The sequence below is a fragment of the Streptomyces sp. P9-A4 genome, from assembly GCF_036634195.1.
GTDB lineage: Bacteria > Actinomycetota > Actinomycetes > Streptomycetales > Streptomycetaceae > Streptomyces.
On sequence record NZ_JAZIFY010000001.1, the window covers coordinates 1501621 to 1516935 of the forward strand.

A 15315-nucleotide genomic window follows, 5' to 3' on the forward strand; every position below is an offset into this window, starting at 1 on the left:
CCGGTGCGTCCCGTGGCTACTTGCGCATGACCTCGGGCTCGTGGCGGCGGAGCAGCCGCGCCACGACGACGCAGCAGACGACCGCCATCAGGAGCTGGATGCCGAGGTCCAGGCTCCACTGGCCGACCGTGTGCTCCCACAGCGGGTCGGTGTTGGTGGGGTTCTTGTGGTCCCACGGCGGCATGAGGCGGCCGAGGTCGAGCGTGGTGCCGGCACCGGCGATGCCCCAGCGGGAGGGCATCAGCCAGGCGAACTGCTCCAGGCCGGGCGAGTCGTACACCTGGAAGAGGATGCCGGTGAACACGACCTGGATGATCGCGAACATGACCAGCAGGGGCATCGTCTTCTCGGCGGTCTTCACCAGCGCGGAGATGACCAGGCCGAACATCATCGAGGTCAGGCCGAGGCCGATGACCTGGATGCAGATCTCGACGGCCGGCGGCATGAACAGGCCCTCTGCGGGCAGCTGGCGCGTGGAGAAGCCGATGCCGCAGATGATCACGCCCTGGAAGGCGGTGATCAGGCCGAGGACGATGACCTTGGACATCAGGTACGCGGAGCGGGACAGGCCGGTGGCGCGCTCCCGCTCGTAGATGACCCGTTCCTTGATCAGCTCACGGACCGAGTTCGCCGCGCCGCTGAAGCACATGCCGACCGCGAGGATCAGCATGATCGTGCCCGCGTCGCCGTTGTAGCGGGACGGCGCCTTCGGCGAGCCGAGGCCGAAGTCGGCCGGGATGACCACCGAGACCGCGCCGAGGACGGCGGGCAGGATGACCATCAGGCCCAGGAAGCCCTTGTCGGAGGCGATGACGGAGACGTAGCGGCGGATCAGGGTCCACAGCTGGGAGCCCCAGCCCTGCGGCTTCGGCGGCCTGGACATCGCCTGCTGCGGCATCTGGACCGGCTGCGCGGCGACGGAGTCGATGTCCGCGGCGTACATCTGGTAGTGCTGCGAGCCCTTCCAGCGGCCCGCCCAGTCGTAGTCGCGGTAGTTCTCGAAGGCGGAGAAGACATCGGCCCAGGTGGAGTAGCCGAAGAAGTTCAGCGCCTCCTCCGGCGGGCCGAAGTACGCCACCGAACCGCCGGGGGCCATCACCAGGAGCTTGTCGCAGAGGCCCAGCTCGGCCACCGAGTGGGTGACGACGAGGACCGTGCGGCCGTCGTCGGCGAGGCCGCGGAGCAACTGCATGACATCGCGGTCCATGCCCGGGTCGAGACCGGAGGTCGGCTCGTCCAGGAAGATCAGCGAGGGCTTGGTGAGGAGCTCCAGGGCGACCGAGACGCGCTTGCGCTGACCACCGGAGAGGGAGGTGACCTTCTTCTCCTTGTGGATGTCGAGCTTCAGCTCGCGCAGCACCTCGTCGATCCGGGCCTCGCGCTCGGCCGGGGCGGTGTCGCCGGGGAAGCGGAGCTTGGCCGCGTAGCGCAGCGCCTTCTGGACGGTCAGCTCCTTGTGCAGGATGTCGTCCTGCGGGACCAGACCGATGCGCTGGCGCAGCTCGGCGAACTGCTTGTAGAGGCTTCGGTTGTCGTAGAGGACGTCGCCCTCGTTGGCCGGGCGGTAACCGGTCAGCGCCTTGAGCAGCGTGGACTTTCCGGAGCCGGACGGGCCGATGACACCGATCAGCGACTTCTCCGGGACGCCGAAGGAGACGTCCCTGAGGATCTGCTTGCCGCCGTCGACCGTGACCGTGAGGTGGCGGGCCGAGAAGGAGACCGAGCCGGTGTCGACGAACTCTTCCAGCTGGCCGCCGACGATCCGGAACGTCGAGTGGCCGACGCCGACGATGTCGTTGGGGCCGAGCAGGGCGCTGCCGCCCTTGGTGATCGGCTGGCCGTTGACGTACGTGCCGTTGTGCGAGCCGAGGTCACGGATCTCCATGCGGCCGTCGGGCGTCGCGTGGAACTCGGCGTGGTGCCGCGAGACCTGGAGGTCGGAGACGACCAGCTGGTTCTCGAGGGCACGGCCGATCCGCATGACGTGACCGAGGGCCAGCTGGTGGAACGTGGTGGGGCTGCGGTCGGCATAGGCCGACGACGCCCCCGCGGCGGCGCCGGGCTGACCGTGTCCCTGCTGCGCGGGCACGTGCGGCTGCGCCGGGGGCTGCTGCCAGCCGTCGTTCGGCTGCGGGGCCTGGTGCTGCGGCGGCTGCGGCTGCTGGTGCTGCGGCGGGGCCTGGTGGGTGATCCACTCGGCCTGCTCGGCGCCCTGGTGGGCCGCGACGGGCTGAGCCACCGGTGCCTGGGCCGGCGGCTGGTGGGCGTGCGGTGCCTGGGCCTGCGGGGCCTGGGCCTGCGGGGCCTGCGGGGCTCCCTGGGCTCCGGCGGCGAGATTCAGCCGCGGACCATCGGTCGCGTTCCCCAGGTGGACGGCCGAACCCGGGCCGATCTCCATCTGGTGGATCCGCTGCCCCCGCAGGAACGTGCCGTTGGTGGAGCCGTGGTCCTCGATGACCCAACTCCGGCCGCCCCAGCTGATGGTGGCGTGGCGCCACGAGACCCTGGCGTCGTCGATGACCAGGTCACCCTGCGGGTCGCGGCCCAGGGTGTACGACCTGGACGGATCGAGCGTCCAGGTCCTTCCATTCAATTCCAGTACGAGTTCTGGCACTCCATGCCCCACTACTTGTCCCCCGATGTACCCCCGTCGCGGGGAGTCCAGGGATGGCGAATCATCCGGGGGGAACTATTTCAGGCCCGGTCCCCTCTCCGAAAGTCGGGCCGCGTGAAGACCCGGCAGAGGCTCCGCCCGGACCACCCAGGAGACTCCCCCGGGCTCCCCCGACTCCTCCCGGAGGCGCCCGCGCGTACCGTACGGGCCCCTTCGCGGCATGTGCGCGACCACTCGGGTGTCCGCAGGACGGGACGGGGGGCCGGGTGGCACGCGGTGCCCGATACGGTGGAAGCACCATGAGCGCATCGCAGACCTCAGACGTTCCCACCCTTCTCGTCAAGATCTTCGGGAAGGACCGTCCCGGGATCACCGCCGGACTCTTCGACACCCTCGCCGCCTACTCCGTCGACGTCGTGGACATCGAGCAGGTCGTCTCCCGCGGCCGCCTCGTCCTGTGCGCGCTCGTCACCGAGCCGACCGTCGCCTCCCAGGGCGAGCTCCGGGCCACCGTGCACAGCTGGGCCGAGTCGCTGAGGCTCCAGGCCGAGATCATCTCCGGCACGGGCGACAACCGTCCCCGGGGCGAGGGGCGCTCGCACGTCACCGTCCTGGGCAACCCGCTGACCGCGGAGCGGACGGCGGCCATAGCGGCCAGGATCGCCGAGTCCGGTGGCAACATCGACCGTATCTTCCGGCTGGCGAAGTACCCCGTCACGGCGGTCGAGTTCGCCGTCTCCGGCTGCGAGACCGAGCCGCTGCGGACCGCGCTCGCCACCGAGGCCCACTCCATCGGCGTCGACGTGGCCGTGGTCTCGGCCGGGCTGCACCGGCGGGCCCAGCGGCTGGTCGTCATGGACGTCGACTCGACGCTGATCCAGGACGAGGTGATCGAGCTCTTCGCGGCGCACGCCGGCTGCGAGGACAAGGTCGCCGAGGTGACGGCGGCGGCGATGCGCGGCGAGCTGGACTTCGAGCAGTCGCTGCACGCGCGCGTGGAGCTGCTCGCCGGTCTCGACGCGTCGGTGGTGGACAAGGTCCGCGCCGAGGTGCGCCTGACGCCCGGGGCGCGGACCCTGATCCGTACGCTCAAGCGGCTCGGCTACCAGGTGGGTGTCGTCTCCGGCGGGTTCACGCAGGTCACGGACGATCTGAAGGAGCGGCTGGGGCTGGACTTCGCCTCCGCCAACACCCTGGAGATCGTGGACGGCAAGCTGACCGGGCGGGTGACCGGCGAGATCGTGGACCGGGCGGGCAAGGCGCGGCTGCTGCGCCGGTTCGCGCGGGAGGCGGGTGTGCCGCTGGCGCAGACCGTGGCGATCGGTGACGGGGCGAACGACCTGGACATGCTGAACGCGGCCGGGCTCGGCGTCGCGTTCAACGCGAAGCCGGTGGTGCGCCGGGCCGCGGACACGGCGGTGAACGTGCCCTTCCTGGACACCGTGCTGTACCTGCTGGGGATCACCCGCGAAGAGGTCGAGGCCGCGGACGGCGACGAGGACCTGCTGCACTGACCGGTACGCGAAGGGGCCCGGTCGTCGGCTGACGGCCGGGCCCCTTCGCGTACCGGTTCGGGCGGGTGGATCAGGCGTGCGGGGTCCAGAAGTCGACGAGCCGGCCGGCGCCGTGCTCCAGGGACTTCCAGGAGCCGTTGAAGACGATGACGGCGAAGGCGGAGGTCGGGAAGCCGCTCCGGTCCATCCGGGCCGGGGCGTCGCCCTCAACCTCACCGGCCAGGGCGTCGGCGAGTGCGTGGATCCCGGGGTTGTGGCCGATGACCAGGAGGTCGGTGACCTCGTCCGAGGTCTCGTTGAGCAGGGCGATGAGCTCGCCGAGGGAGGCGTCGTAGAGCCGGTCCTCGTACACGGTCCTGGGGCGCTCCGGCAGTTCCTGCACGGCCAGCTTCCAGGTCTCGCGGGTCCTGGTGGCGGTCGAGCAGAGAGCCAGGTCGAAGGTGAGGCCGCTCGCGGCGAGCCTGCGGCCGGCGACGGGGGCGTCCGCGCGGCCTCGCTCGGCGAGGGGGCGCTCGTGGTCGGACTCCTGGTTCCAGTCCGCCTTGGCGTGTCGGAGCAGCACGATCCTGCGGGGTGTGTCGACGCTCATGGTTCTCAGCTTCGCACGAAACGGCTCGCGCCGACTCAGAGAGAGAGCGTTTGCTGGATCCGCTCCAGGACCCCGCCGATCCCGGCGGCACCGAGGGGCTCGTGCACCTCACCCGGCCCTGCCATCAGCAGCAGGAGGGCGACGAAGGCGGCTGCCGGGAGGGCGAGGGCCCACCAGGGCAGCCGGGTGTCGACGCTGCTCGTCGTGGGCCGGACCCGGGTGTACGTGTGGGCCGACATGACCGCCTCCGTGGGTGAGTGCTCCGCGTTCCCTGTTGTCTCCAACCTAGGGATCGCGGGCCCCTCGGCCCATCCGGTGATCCACCCACTTCACCCTGACACCCACCCCCTAGGGGATGCGGGGGTTACCCCCACCTCCGGGCGGGACGAACCGGTCTCACGGGGAGGCGACCGAGGCGATGACGGCGATCACGACCGTGATGCCCAGCATCGCGCCGAGCACGATGAGCAGCTTCTTCTGGCCGTTCTTGGGGTTGGGTTCGAGGACTGGCATGCGAACAGTCTCGCATCTCAGCATTCGTCCTCAACCGTCCGGTCCCTGCCCGCCAGGGTTCCGACGATCATCTGCGGGATCATCAGTCCGCCCATCAGGACGATCGGCAGTCCCCAGCCGCCGCTGTGCTGGTAGAGCATGCCGACGAGGAGGGGGCCGGGGATCGAGATGAGGTAGCCGACGCTCTGTGCGAAGGCGGAGAGGCGGACGACGCCCGCCCCGGTGCGCGAGCGCAAGCCGATCATGGTGAGGGCCAGCGGGAACGAGCAGTTGGAGATGCCGAGCAGTACGGCCCAGACCCAGGCCCCGGCGGACGGGGCGAGGAAGAGGCCGGTGTAGCCGGTGAGGCCGCAGAGGCCGAGCGCGACGACGATCGGACCCTGGTTCTTCATCCGGGTCGCGAGCCGCGGGATGACGAAGGCGAGCGGCACGCCCATGACCATGGTGACGGCGAGGAGCACGCCCGCGGTGGAGGCGGAGACGCCCGCGTCGCGGAAGATCTGCGGCATCCAGCCCATGGTGATGTAGGCGCCGGTCGCCTGGAGGCCGAAGAACACGCCGAGGGCCCAGGCGGTACGGCTGCGGGTGATGCGCGAGCCGGGGGCGGTGGCGGCGGTCGTCGCCTGGGCCGGGGCGGCCGTCGTCTTCCCGGGGCCGCTCTCCACGGGCGTGCCGGTACGGTTCCGGTCGCGCAGGAGCGGTATCCAGGGCAGGACGGCGAGGGCCGCGACGGCCGCCCAGACGCCGAGTCCGAGGCGCCAGTCCCCGCCGAGGGCCTCGGTCATCGGGACGGTCGCGGCGGCCGCGACGGAGGTGCCGAGGGCCAGCGCCATGGAGTAGAGGCCGGTCATGCTGCCGATGCGGTCGGGGAAGTACCGCTTGACGATGACGGGCATCAGGACGTTGCTGACGGCGATGCCCATGAGGGCGAGGGCGCTGGCGGCGAGGAAGCCGGCGGTGCCGGAGGCGAAGGGGCGCAGGAGGAGGCCCGCGAAGATCGCGGCCATGCCGGCGCAGACGACGGCGGCGGGGCCGAAGCGGCGGGCGAGGCGCGGGGCCATGATGCCGAAGACCGCGAAGCAGAGCGGCGGTACGGAGGTGAGGACGCCGGCGACGCTGCCGCTCATGTGGAGGCCTTCGCTGACCTCTTCGAGGAGGGCGCCGAGGCTGGTGATGGCGGGGCGCAGGTTCAGCGCGGCGAGGACGAGGCCGACGGTGACGAGGCTGAGGGTCCAGCGGTGCGCCGGGGCGGGTGCGGAAGAATCCGCGGCGGTGATGGCCGCTCCGGGCGCCGTCGTGACAGCGCCCGGCGTGCCGGTGGCCGTCGTCGTGGCTCCGCCCGGAGCGGTTGTTCCGGCCGGTCGTGCGGCGGGGTCGAGGGTCTTCGGCTCAGGCATGAGGCCATCATAGAATCATGGGATGATTGGTTGTCCAATCTCGAACGAATGGGACGGTGCTCCATGGCCCTCGGTCACCCGCGGCGCGCAGGCCTCTCCGATCAGGTGATCGCCGAGCTGCGGAACCAGATCACCTCCGGCGAGTGGCCGGTGGGTTCACGCATCCCGACCGAACCCGAGCTGGTCGAGCAGCTGGGAGTGGCCCGCAACACCGTGCGCGAGGCCGTCCGGGCACTCGCCCACAACGGTCTGCTCGACATCCGCCAGGGCTCGGGAACGTATGTCATCGCCACCAGCGAACTGGCGGGAGTGATGCACCGGCGCTTCGCCGGCTCCGACCCCGGGCACGTCGCCGAACTGCGCTCGACCCTGGAGTCCGCCGCGGCGCGGTTCGCCGCCGGGCGGCGCACCGAGCGCGACCTGAAGCAGCTCGACGCACTCCTCGTACGACGGGAGGAGGCCTGGGAGTCCGGGGACGCGGAGCGGTTCGTGACCGTCGACGCGGCCTTCCACCACGCGGTCGTCGCCGCCTCGGGCAACGAGGTGCTCACCGAGTTGTACGCGGACCTGGGCGATCTGCTGCGGGACTGGCTGCGCGGTGACGTGGGGCAGGTGCTGCGGCCGGAGAACCACATGGACCACGGGCGCCTGGTGGACGCGATCCGGGACGGTGACGCCGAGCTGGCCGGCACGGAGGCGGCCGGCTACCCCTTCATGTGCCTCAGGAGCCCCGTACCGGAGCCGGCTCCGGAGCCAGGTCCGCCGGCTGGTGCGTGACCCAGGCCGACCGGACCTCCTTCCAGCAACGGCCGCTGACCTGCGCGTAGTCGGCGGGTCCGACCTCCATGGGGGCGCTGTCGGTGTCGACGTCCCACCAGCGGTCGCACTCGACGTGGAGGCGGACCCGGTCGGTGCGGGGGTACGGGTTCTGGCAGTGGGCGGTGACGCGGGAGCCCTGGACGACGGTGCGGCAGGAGGCGCCGAAGTCCTCCGGCTCCACGGCCGCCGGAGCGGTGGCGGGGACGTCCTCGGCCGGGGCGGGAGCGGCCCGCACCTCGGCGGCGAGGGCTATCCCGGTGATCAGTACGACGACGGTGGCGAACGCGCCGAACCCGTGACCTCTCGCGCGCATGCCCGCACCTCCTCCCCGTCAGCAGCAGGAACCTCACGCTCTGCCCCAGTCTGGGGTGATTCGCGCTACTTTTCGAGTCGGGCAGGAGTTGCACGACGAGAGGGGCCGTGCGTCCGCCCCGGAGGGCGGGCACACGGCCCCTCTGCTGCTGTACGAAGCGGTTACGCGCCGATCGCGTGCAGACCGCCGTCGACGTGGATGATCTCGCCGGTGGTCTTCGGGAACCAGTCGGAGAGCAGCGCCACGATGCCGCGGCCCGCGGGCTCGGGGTCGGCCAGGTTCCACTCCAGCGGGGAGCGGCTGTCCCAGACGGCGGCCAGCTCGCTGAAGCCCGGGATGGACTTGGCGGCCATGGAGCCGAGCGGACCCGCCGAGACCAGGTTGCAGCGGATGTTCTGCTTGCCCAGGTCACGGGCCATGTAGCGGCTGGTGGCCTCCAGCGCGGCCTTGGTCGGGCCCATCCAGTCGTACTGCGGCCAGGCGAACTGCGCGTCGAAGGTGAGGCCGACGACCGAGCCGCCCTCGGACATCAGCGGCAGCAGCGCCATCGTCAGCGACTTCAGGGAGAAGGCGGAGACGTGCATGGCGGTGGCCACGGACTCGAACGGCGTGTTCAGGAAGTTGCCGCCGAGCGCGTCCTGCGGCGCGAAGCCGATGGAGTGCACGACGCCGTCGAGACGGTCACCGAACTGCTCGCGGACCTGGCCCTCCAGACGGGCGAGGTGCTCGTCGTTGGAGACGTCGAGTTCGAGGACCTTGACGTCCTCGGGCCGGGGCAGCTTCTTGGCGATGCGCTCGGTCAGCGTCGGCCGCGGCCAGGCGGTGAGGATGATCTCCGCACCCTGCTCCTGGGCCAGCTTCGCGGCGTGGAAGGCGATGGAGGACTCCATCAGCACACCCGTGATCAGGATGCGCTTGCCCTCGAGAATTCCGCTCATGGTGATCAGTGACCCATGCCCAATCCGCCGTCAACCGGGATGACGGCTCCAGTGATGTACGAGGCGTCGTCGGAGGCGAGGAACTTCACCGCGGCGGCGATCTCCTCCGGCTGGGCGTAGCGGCCCAGCGGCACCTGGGACACGATGCCCGCGCGCTGCTCGTCGGTGAGCACCGCGGTCATGTCGGTGTCGACGAAACCAGGGGCGACGACGTTGAAAGTGAGGTTGCGGGAGCCCAGCTCACGCGCGAGGGAGCGGGCGAAGCCGACCAGGCCCGCCTTGGAGGCGGCGTAGTTGGCCTGGCCCGCGGAGCCCAGCAGACCGACGACCGAGGAGATCAGGACGACGCGGCCCTTCTTGGCGCGCAGCATCCCGCGGTTGGCACGCTTGACGACCCGGAAGGTGCCGGTGAGGTTGGTGTCGACGACGGACGTGAAGTCCTCCTCCGACATGCGCATCAGGAGCTGGTCCTTCGTCACGCCGGCGTTGGCCACGAGGACCTCCACCGGGCCGTGCTTCTCCTCGATCTCCTTGTACGCCTGCTCCACCTGCTCGCCGTCGGTGATGTCGCACTTCACCGCGAGGCAGCCCAGTTCGGTGAGCGCCGCCGGCGGCTCACCGGAGCGGTACGTGATCGCGACCTTGTCGCCGGCTTCGGCGAACGCGCGGGCGATGGCGAGGCCGATGCCCCGGTTTCCTCCGGTGACGAGAACCGAGCGGCTCAACGGATCACCCTTTCGATAGCGGTCTGGTAGCCGAAAACCTATCGGTATCGCCCCCGACATGAGGAATCGACCTCCGACAGTGGCGTACCGGTGTCACTGTCGGGTCCCTACAGCTCGGAGGCCCCTCGTCGGTAATGCGCCAACCCGGCGGTCCGTCCCGTGATTGACTTCCCGGACAGTTCAACGCCGCCGTCCGATCACCGAGAGCGAGGCCGCTCGTGGTCCATCAGATCGACCCTTCGTTCGTCGCGCTGCCCCTGCGGGCACTCGCCGACGCGGCGCTCGCCCGAGCGCGCGCGCTCGGCGCCGAGCACGCCGACTTCCGTCTGGAGCGGGTGCGCAGCGCCTCCTGGCGGCTGCGCGACGCCAAACCGTCCGGTTCCTCGGACACCACCGACCTCGGGTACGCGGTGCGGGTGGTGCACGGCGGGTCCTGGGGGTTCGCGTCCGGTGTCGACCTGACCATGGACGGGGCCGCGCGGGTCGCCTCGCAGGCGGTCGCCATGGCGAAGCTGTCGGCGAAGGTGATCGCGGCGGCGGGTTCGGAAGAACGCGTGGAGCTGGCCGCCGAGCCGGTGCACGAGGAGCGGACCTGGGTCTCCTCGTACGAGATCGATCCCTTCTCCGTCCCCGCCGAGGAGAAGAGCGCGCTGCTCGCCGACTGGAGCGCACGGCTGCTGCGGGCGGAGGGCGTGGCGCATGTGGACGCCTCACTGCTCACCGTCCACGAGAACAAGTTCTACGCGGACACCGCCGGCACCGTCACCACCCAGCAGCGCGTCCGGCTGCACCCGGAGCTCACGGCGGTCGCCGTCGACGAGACGACCGGTGAGTTCGACTCGATGCGGACGATCGCGCCGCCGGCCGGGCGGGGCTGGGAGTACCTGACGGGCACCGGCTGGGACTGGGACAAGGAGCTGGACGAGATCCCGGGGCTGCTCGCCGAGAAGATGCGGGCGCCGAGCGTGGAGGCGGGCCGGTACGACCTGGTCGTGGACCCGTCGAACCTGTGGCTGACGATCCACGAGTCGATCGGGCACGCCACCGAGCTGGACCGGGCGCTCGGCTACGAGGCGGCGTACGCGGGCACCTCCTTCGCCACCTTCGACCAGCTGGGCAAGCTGGCGTACGGCTCCTCGATCATGAACGTGACGGGTGACCGGACCACCGAGCACGGGCTCGCGACGATCGGGTACGACGACGAGGGTGTCGAGGCGCAGAGCTGGGACCTGGTCAAGGACGGCACGCTCGTCGGCTACCAGCTGGACCGGCGGATCGCGAAGCTCACCGGCCAGGGCCGGTCGAACGGCTGCGCCTTCGCCGACTCCCCCGCGCACGTGCCGGTGCAGCGGATGGCGAACGTCTCGCTGCGGCCGGACCCGGGCGGTCTGTCCACGGAGGACCTGATCGGGGGCGTGGAGCGCGGGATCTACGTGGTCGGCGACCGGTCCTGGTCGATCGACATGCAGCGCTACAACTTCCAGTTCACCGGGCAGCGCTTCTTCCGCATCGAGAACGGGCGGCTCGCCGGGCAGCTGCGGGACGTGGCCTACCAGGCGACGACCACCGACTTCTGGGGCTCGATGGAGCAGGTCGGCGGCCCGCAGACGTACGTCCTCGGCGGCGCCTTCAACTGCGGCAAGGCCCAGCCGGGCCAGGTCGCCGCGGTCTCCCACGGCTGCCCCTCCGCCCTCTTCCGGGGCGTCAACATCCTCAACACGACGCAGGAGGCCGGACGATGAGCGCGCGCCACCAGATCTGCCGGGGGGCCGGGGGTCGCCCCCCGGGCAAGCACAGCCTCAACACGACGCAGGAGGCCGGACGATGAGCCGCGTCAGCAAGCCGTACGAGATCGTCGAGCGGGCCCTCGAGCTGTCCCGTGCCGACGGGTGTGTCGTCATCGCCGACGAGGAGTCCTCGGCCAATCTGCGCTGGGCGGGCAACGCGCTCACGACCAACGGCGTCACCCGCGGCCGTACGCTCACGGTGATCGCGACCGTCGACGGCTCCCAGGGCACCGCCTCCGGTGTCGTCTCCCGCTCCGCGGTGACCGCCGACGACCTGGAGCCCCTGGTCCGGGCCGCCGAGGCCGCCGCCCGTGCCGCGGGGCCCGCCGAGGACGCCCAGCCGCTGGTACGGGACGTGCCCTCGTCGCCCGACTTCACGGACGCGCCGACGGAGACCTCCTCCGCCGTCTTCGCCGACTTCGCCCCGGCGCTCGGCGAGGCCTTCGCCCGCGCCCGGTCCGGCGGCCGTGAGCTGTACGGCTTCGCCAACCACGAGCTGACCTCCACCTATCTGGGTACGTCGACGGGCCTGCGGCTCCGCCACGACCAGCCCAACGGGACCCTGGAGCTGAACGCCAAGTCCCCCGACCGCTCGCGCTCCGCCTGGGCCGGGCGCTCGACGCGGGACTTCAAGGACGTCGATCCGGCGGCGCTCGACGCCGAGCTGGCGACCCGGCTCGGCTGGGCGGAGCGGCGGATCGAGCTGCCCGCCGGGCGGTACGAGACGCTGCTGCCGCCGACGGCGGTGGCCGACCTGCTGATCTACCAGCTGTGGTCGTCCACGGCCCGGGACGCGGTGGAGGGCCGTACGGTCTTCTCCAAGCCCGGTGGCGGCACCCGGATCGGCGAGACCCTGTCGCCGCTGCCGCTGACGCTGCGCAGCGACCCGAACGAGCCGGGCCTCGAGTCCGCGCCGTTCGTGATCGCGCACTCCTCGGGGGACGACTCGTCGGTCTTCGACAACGGTCTGCCGATCGCGCCGACGGACTGGGTGCGGGACGGGAAGCTGGACCGGCTGATCACCACCCGGCACACGGCGGGACTTACTCATTTGCCCGTGGCGCCCGGAGCCGGGAACCTGATCCTGGACGGCGGCGGCGAACGCTCCCTGGAGGAGATGGTCGCCTCGACCGAGCGCGGTCTGCTGCTGACCTGCCTCTGGTACATCCGCGAGGTCGATCCGGCGACGCTGCTGCTCACCGGTCTGACCCGGGACGGCGTCTACCTCGTCGAGAACGGCGAGGTGGTCGGCGAGGTGAACAACTTCCGGTTCAACGAGTCGCCGGTGGACCTGCTGTCGCGGGCCTCGGAGGCGGGCCGGACGGAGAAGACGCTGCCGCGCGAGTGGAGCGACTGGTTCACCCGGGCCGCGATGCCCGCCCTGCGGGTGCCCGACTTCAACATGAGCTCGGTCAGCAAGGGGGTCTGACCCACCTAGACTGGGCCGTGGCACCACCCCAAATCGATCAAGGAGACGGACGACCGTGACGGACATCGTCGACGAGCTGAAGTGGCGTGGGCTCTTCGCCCAGTCCACCGATGAGGACGCACTGCGCAAGGCTCTCGCGGACGGTCCCGTCACGTTCTATTGCGGTTTCGACCCGACCGCGGCCAGTCTCCACGTCGGCCACCTGGTCCAGGTCCTCACCGTCCGCCGGCTCCAGCAGGCCGGGCACCGGCCGCTGGCGCTGGTCGGCGGGGCCACCGGGCAGATCGGTGACCCGCGGCCGACGGCCGAGCGCACCCTGAACGACCCCGAGACGGTCGCGAACTGGGTGAACCGGCTGCGCACGCAGATCGAGCCCTTCCTCTCCTTCGAGGGGGAGAACGCGGCGGTCATGGTGAACAACCTGGACTGGACCGCCGGCCTGTCGGCGATCGAGTTCCTGCGGGACATCGGCAAGCACTTCCGGGTCAACAAGATGCTGACCAAGGACTCCGTCGCCCGCCGTCTGGAGTCCGAGCAGGGCATCAGCTACACGGAGTTCAGCTACCAGCTGCTCCAGGGCATGGACTTCCTGGAGCTGTACCGCCGCTACGGCTGCACGCTCCAGCAGGGCGGCTCGGACCAGTGGGGCAACCTGGTGGCCGGTCTCGACCTGATCCACCGGCTGGAGCCGGGGGCGCAGGCGCACGCGCTGGCGACCCCGCTGATGGTCAAGGCGGACGGCACCAAGTTCGGCAAGTCCGAGAGCGGGGCCGTCTGGCTGGACGCCGAGATGACCACGCCGTACGCGTTCTACCAGTTCTGGCTGAACGTGGACGACCGGGACATCTCGACGTACATGCGCATCCTGTCCTTCAAGTCCCGCGCGGAGCTGGAGGAGCTGGAGGCGCAGACCGCCGAGCGGCCGCAGGCGCGGGCCGCGCAGCGCGCGCTGGCCGAGGAGCTCACCACCCTGGTGCACGGCGCCGACCAGTGCGCGGCCGTCATCAACGCCTCCAAGGCGCTGTTCGGGCAGGGCGACCTGGCCGAGCTGGACGAGGCGACGCTCGCCGCCGCCCTGTCCGAGCTGCCGCACGCGCGGGTGACCGAACTGGGCCAGGTCGTGGACCTGTTCACCGAGGTCGGACTCGCGGCGAGCAAGTCGGCGGCGCGGCGCACGGTGAAGGAGGGCGGGGCCTACGTGAACAACGTGAAGGTGACCGCCGAGGACGCCGAGGTGGCGGCGGACGAGCTGCTGCACGGCCGCTGGCTGGTGCTGCGGCGCGGCAAGAAGAATCTGGCGGCGATCGAGTTCGCCGGCTGAGCCGCGTACGACCGAGCTGCGGAGAACCGGGAGGCCCGGTACGGCATGTGGTGCGCCGTACCGGGCCTCCCGGTCTTCGTGTTCCTGGTGGGCGCTAGCTGCGCTGCCGGGTTCCCTTCATGGAGGTCCAGGCCATGTCGCCGAGCCCGACCACGGCGACGGCGCCGATCAGCTGGAGCAGGTGGCGGGTCCAGTCGATGCCCTTGGTGTCGTTGACTCCGATCCAGGTCGCGACCGCGTTGCCGAGCACGCTGCCGAGAATGCCGAACACGGTCGTCAGCCAGAGCGGGATCTGCTGCTTCCCCGGCAGGATCGCCTTCGCGATCAGGCCGAGGACGAATCCCACGATGATCGCCCACAACCAACTCATCGTCGCCTCCTTGTACGCATGTGCGCCCAGTCTCGGCCCCTCGGCCATACGGCGCATGTCGGACAGCGCCATCCGTGCCCCGGTCTCGTCGGCGCGGAAGGGCGGGCGTACGGTGGAAAGAGGTCCGGACCGGGGAGGGTCCGGCGCGACAGCAGGTGGTGGACGGCGATGCCGAGGAGTGGCGGATCCGAGGTCTTCCGGATCACGGGAGCCCGGCAGGGGCTCGCCGACGACGTCCGGGGACGGCAGCGGCGCTACATCATCTCGATGACGGTCCGGACGCTCTCCGTGATCGCGGCCGCAGTGCTGTGGAACGTCGAGCGGCATGTGGCCGTCGTCGCGCTCGCCCTGGGCATCCTGCTCCCCTATATCGCCGTGGTCATCGCGAACGCGGGCCGCGAGTCGACTCCGTCCCTTCCCTCCACCTTCGTACCGACTCCGGTGCGGCCCGCGCTAGACGCCACGGAGACTTCCGGCGACAAGGACGGGGAGCAACCGAACGACCGGAAGTGATCACGGAGAGTGGCCGGAAACCTCAGGAAAAGCTCAGATCAATCATGTAGTTCCAGTGCACCCGACCCCATGTGCCGTGACATACTGCCTACGCGCTCCGCATCCCCCGTCGGAGCGACGGACCGATGCCGGGCAGCTCCCCCCGTGGCTGCTCGGCATCGCCCTTGCTGGACAATGACCGGGTGAGCGAAGAGAAGCCGATCTGTTCCGCCAAGGCCTGCCGCGCCGACGCCGTCTGGGTCCTCGCGTGGAACAACCCCAAGCTGCACACGCCCGAGCGCCGCAAGACCTGGCTCGCGTGCGAGGAGCACCGCGAACACCTCTCGCAGTTCCTGAGCGTAAGGGGCTTCCTCAAGGACGTCGTCCCCCTCGTGGACTGGGAGTCCGAGTCCGGTTCCGAGTCCGGTTCCGAGTCCGGTTCCGAGTCCGGTTCCGAGTCCGGTTCCGAGGGCAGTCCTTAGAGACTCCGGCCG

At 70.6% G+C, this 15315-nt stretch carries 16 protein-coding genes; 7 read left to right on the forward strand and 9 right to left on the reverse strand.

The genetic code is table 11. The features are described 5' to 3' along the window. Nucleotides 1-16: 16 nt before the first annotated feature. A complete protein-coding gene (locus V4Y03_RS06720; RefSeq protein ID WP_332434321.1) occupies nucleotides 17-2626 on the reverse strand; it encodes an ABC transporter ATP-binding protein/permease in 2610 nt (869 codons plus the stop codon). A gap of 287 nt (nucleotides 2627-2913) precedes the next feature. Here V4Y03_RS06720 and serB point away from each other — a divergent pair, with 287 nt between their 5' ends. Continuing rightward, nucleotides 2914-4128 (forward strand): phosphoserine phosphatase SerB, encoded by a 1215-nt coding sequence (gene serB, locus V4Y03_RS06725; protein WP_317874766.1) that lies wholly within the window; start codon nucleotides 2914-2916, stop codon nucleotides 4126-4128. Nucleotides 4129-4198: 70 nt separating this feature from the next. Here serB and V4Y03_RS06730 read toward each other — a convergent pair whose 3' ends face one another. The 4 genes from V4Y03_RS06730 to V4Y03_RS06745 all read right to left on the reverse strand — a co-directional run bounded on the left by V4Y03_RS06730 (nucleotide 4199) and on the right by V4Y03_RS06745 (nucleotide 6627). Further along, nucleotides 4199-4717, reverse strand: coding sequence for a SixA phosphatase family protein (locus tag V4Y03_RS06730; protein WP_317874767.1), 519 nt, complete (start codon nucleotides 4715-4717; stop codon nucleotides 4199-4201). Between the two features lie 35 nt (nucleotides 4718-4752). Next, nucleotides 4753-4956, reverse strand: a complete 204-nt coding sequence (locus tag V4Y03_RS06735) for a hypothetical protein (protein WP_332434322.1) — start codon at nucleotides 4954-4956, stop codon at nucleotides 4753-4755. 157 nt (nucleotides 4957-5113) lie between these two features. After that, nucleotides 5114-5230: an SGM_5486 family transporter-associated protein gene (locus tag V4Y03_RS06740; RefSeq protein WP_317874769.1), complete on the reverse strand. Its 117-nt coding sequence runs from the start codon at nucleotides 5228-5230 to the stop codon at nucleotides 5114-5116. 17 nt (nucleotides 5231-5247) lie between these two features. Then, nucleotides 5248-6627: a CynX/NimT family MFS transporter gene (locus V4Y03_RS06745; RefSeq protein WP_332434323.1), complete on the reverse strand. Its 1380-nt coding sequence runs from the start codon at nucleotides 6625-6627 to the stop codon at nucleotides 5248-5250. 63 nt (nucleotides 6628-6690) lie between these two features. Here V4Y03_RS06745 and V4Y03_RS06750 point away from each other — a divergent pair, with 63 nt between their 5' ends. Then, entirely contained in the window at nucleotides 6691-7404 is a 714-nt protein-coding gene (locus V4Y03_RS06750; protein WP_332434324.1) for a FadR/GntR family transcriptional regulator, read from the forward strand. On the opposite strand, the gene V4Y03_RS06755 is transcribed toward V4Y03_RS06750, so the two are convergent. The 3 genes from V4Y03_RS06755 to fabG all read right to left on the reverse strand — a co-directional run bounded on the left by V4Y03_RS06755 (nucleotide 7349) and on the right by fabG (nucleotide 9422). After that, nucleotides 7349-7759, reverse strand: coding sequence for a hypothetical protein (locus tag V4Y03_RS06755; RefSeq protein WP_332434325.1), 411 nt, complete (start codon nucleotides 7757-7759; stop codon nucleotides 7349-7351). The two genes, V4Y03_RS06750 and V4Y03_RS06755, sit on opposite strands and share 56 nt — an antisense overlap. Before the next feature lie 161 nt (nucleotides 7760-7920). Further along, complete coding sequence (fabI, locus tag V4Y03_RS06760) at nucleotides 7921-8697, reverse strand: enoyl-ACP reductase FabI (protein ID WP_317874773.1); 777 nt, start codon at nucleotides 8695-8697, stop codon at nucleotides 7921-7923. Between the two features lie 5 nt (nucleotides 8698-8702). Continuing rightward, nucleotides 8703-9422, reverse strand: coding sequence for a 3-oxoacyl-[acyl-carrier-protein] reductase (fabG, locus tag V4Y03_RS06765; protein ID WP_317874774.1), 720 nt, complete (start codon nucleotides 9420-9422; stop codon nucleotides 8703-8705). A gap of 218 nt (nucleotides 9423-9640) precedes the next feature. Here fabG and V4Y03_RS06770 point away from each other — a divergent pair, with 218 nt between their 5' ends. The 3 genes from V4Y03_RS06770 to tyrS all read left to right on the forward strand — a co-directional run bounded on the left by V4Y03_RS06770 (nucleotide 9641) and on the right by tyrS (nucleotide 13959). Continuing rightward, on the forward strand, nucleotides 9641-11164 hold the full coding sequence (locus V4Y03_RS06770; protein WP_317874775.1) for a TldD/PmbA family protein: 1524 nt from the start codon (nucleotides 9641-9643) through the stop codon (nucleotides 11162-11164). Between the two features lie 82 nt (nucleotides 11165-11246). Beyond that, on the forward strand, nucleotides 11247-12638 hold the full coding sequence (locus tag V4Y03_RS06775) for a metallopeptidase TldD-related protein (protein WP_317874776.1): 1392 nt from the start codon (nucleotides 11247-11249) through the stop codon (nucleotides 12636-12638). Nucleotides 12639-12693: 55 nt separating this feature from the next. Next, a complete protein-coding gene (gene tyrS / locus V4Y03_RS06780) occupies nucleotides 12694-13959 on the forward strand; it encodes a tyrosine--tRNA ligase (RefSeq protein ID WP_317874777.1) in 1266 nt (421 codons plus the stop codon). Nucleotides 13960-14053: 94 nt separating this feature from the next. Here tyrS and V4Y03_RS06785 read toward each other — a convergent pair whose 3' ends face one another. Continuing rightward, a complete protein-coding gene (locus V4Y03_RS06785; protein WP_317874778.1) occupies nucleotides 14054-14329 on the reverse strand; it encodes a GlsB/YeaQ/YmgE family stress response membrane protein in 276 nt (91 codons plus the stop codon). 168 nt (nucleotides 14330-14497) lie between these two features. Here V4Y03_RS06785 and V4Y03_RS06790 point away from each other — a divergent pair, with 168 nt between their 5' ends. Then, complete coding sequence (locus V4Y03_RS06790) at nucleotides 14498-14842, forward strand: DUF3099 domain-containing protein (protein WP_332434326.1); 345 nt, start codon at nucleotides 14498-14500, stop codon at nucleotides 14840-14842. Nucleotides 14843-14967: 125 nt separating this feature from the next. Beyond that, complete coding sequence (locus tag V4Y03_RS06795; protein WP_332434327.1) at nucleotides 14968-15303, forward strand: hypothetical protein; 336 nt, start codon at nucleotides 14968-14970, stop codon at nucleotides 15301-15303. Nucleotides 15304-15315: the final 12 nt, after the last annotated feature.

Coding starts and splice junctions, on each gene's coding strand:
- V4Y03_RS06775 (WP_317874776.1), top strand. CDS start 11,247: ATGAGCCGCGTCAGCAAGCCGTACGAGATCGTCGAGCGGGCCCTCGAG.
- V4Y03_RS06740 (WP_317874769.1), bottom strand. CDS start 5,230: ATGCCAGTCCTCGAACCCAACCCCAAGAACGGCCAGAAGAAGCTGCTC.
- serB (WP_317874766.1), top strand. CDS start 2,914: ATGAGCGCATCGCAGACCTCAGACGTTCCCACCCTTCTCGTCAAGATC.
- V4Y03_RS06730 (WP_317874767.1), bottom strand. CDS start 4,717: ATGAGCGTCGACACACCCCGCAGGATCGTGCTGCTCCGACACGCCAAG.
- V4Y03_RS06750 (WP_332434324.1), top strand. CDS start 6,691: ATGGCCCTCGGTCACCCGCGGCGCGCAGGCCTCTCCGATCAGGTGATC.
- fabI (WP_317874773.1), bottom strand. CDS start 8,697: ATGAGCGGAATTCTCGAGGGCAAGCGCATCCTGATCACGGGTGTGCTG.
- V4Y03_RS06785 (WP_317874778.1), bottom strand. CDS start 14,329: ATGAGTTGGTTGTGGGCGATCATCGTGGGATTCGTCCTCGGCCTGATC.
- V4Y03_RS06795 (WP_332434327.1), top strand. CDS start 14,968: ATGCCGGGCAGCTCCCCCCGTGGCTGCTCGGCATCGCCCTTGCTGGAC.
- V4Y03_RS06790 (WP_332434326.1), top strand. CDS start 14,498: ATGCCGAGGAGTGGCGGATCCGAGGTCTTCCGGATCACGGGAGCCCGG.
- V4Y03_RS06735 (WP_332434322.1), bottom strand. CDS start 4,956: ATGTCGGCCCACACGTACACCCGGGTCCGGCCCACGACGAGCAGCGTC.
- V4Y03_RS06745 (WP_332434323.1), bottom strand. CDS start 6,627: ATGCCTGAGCCGAAGACCCTCGACCCCGCCGCACGACCGGCCGGAACA.
- V4Y03_RS06755 (WP_332434325.1), bottom strand. CDS start 7,759: ATGCGCGCGAGAGGTCACGGGTTCGGCGCGTTCGCCACCGTCGTCGTA.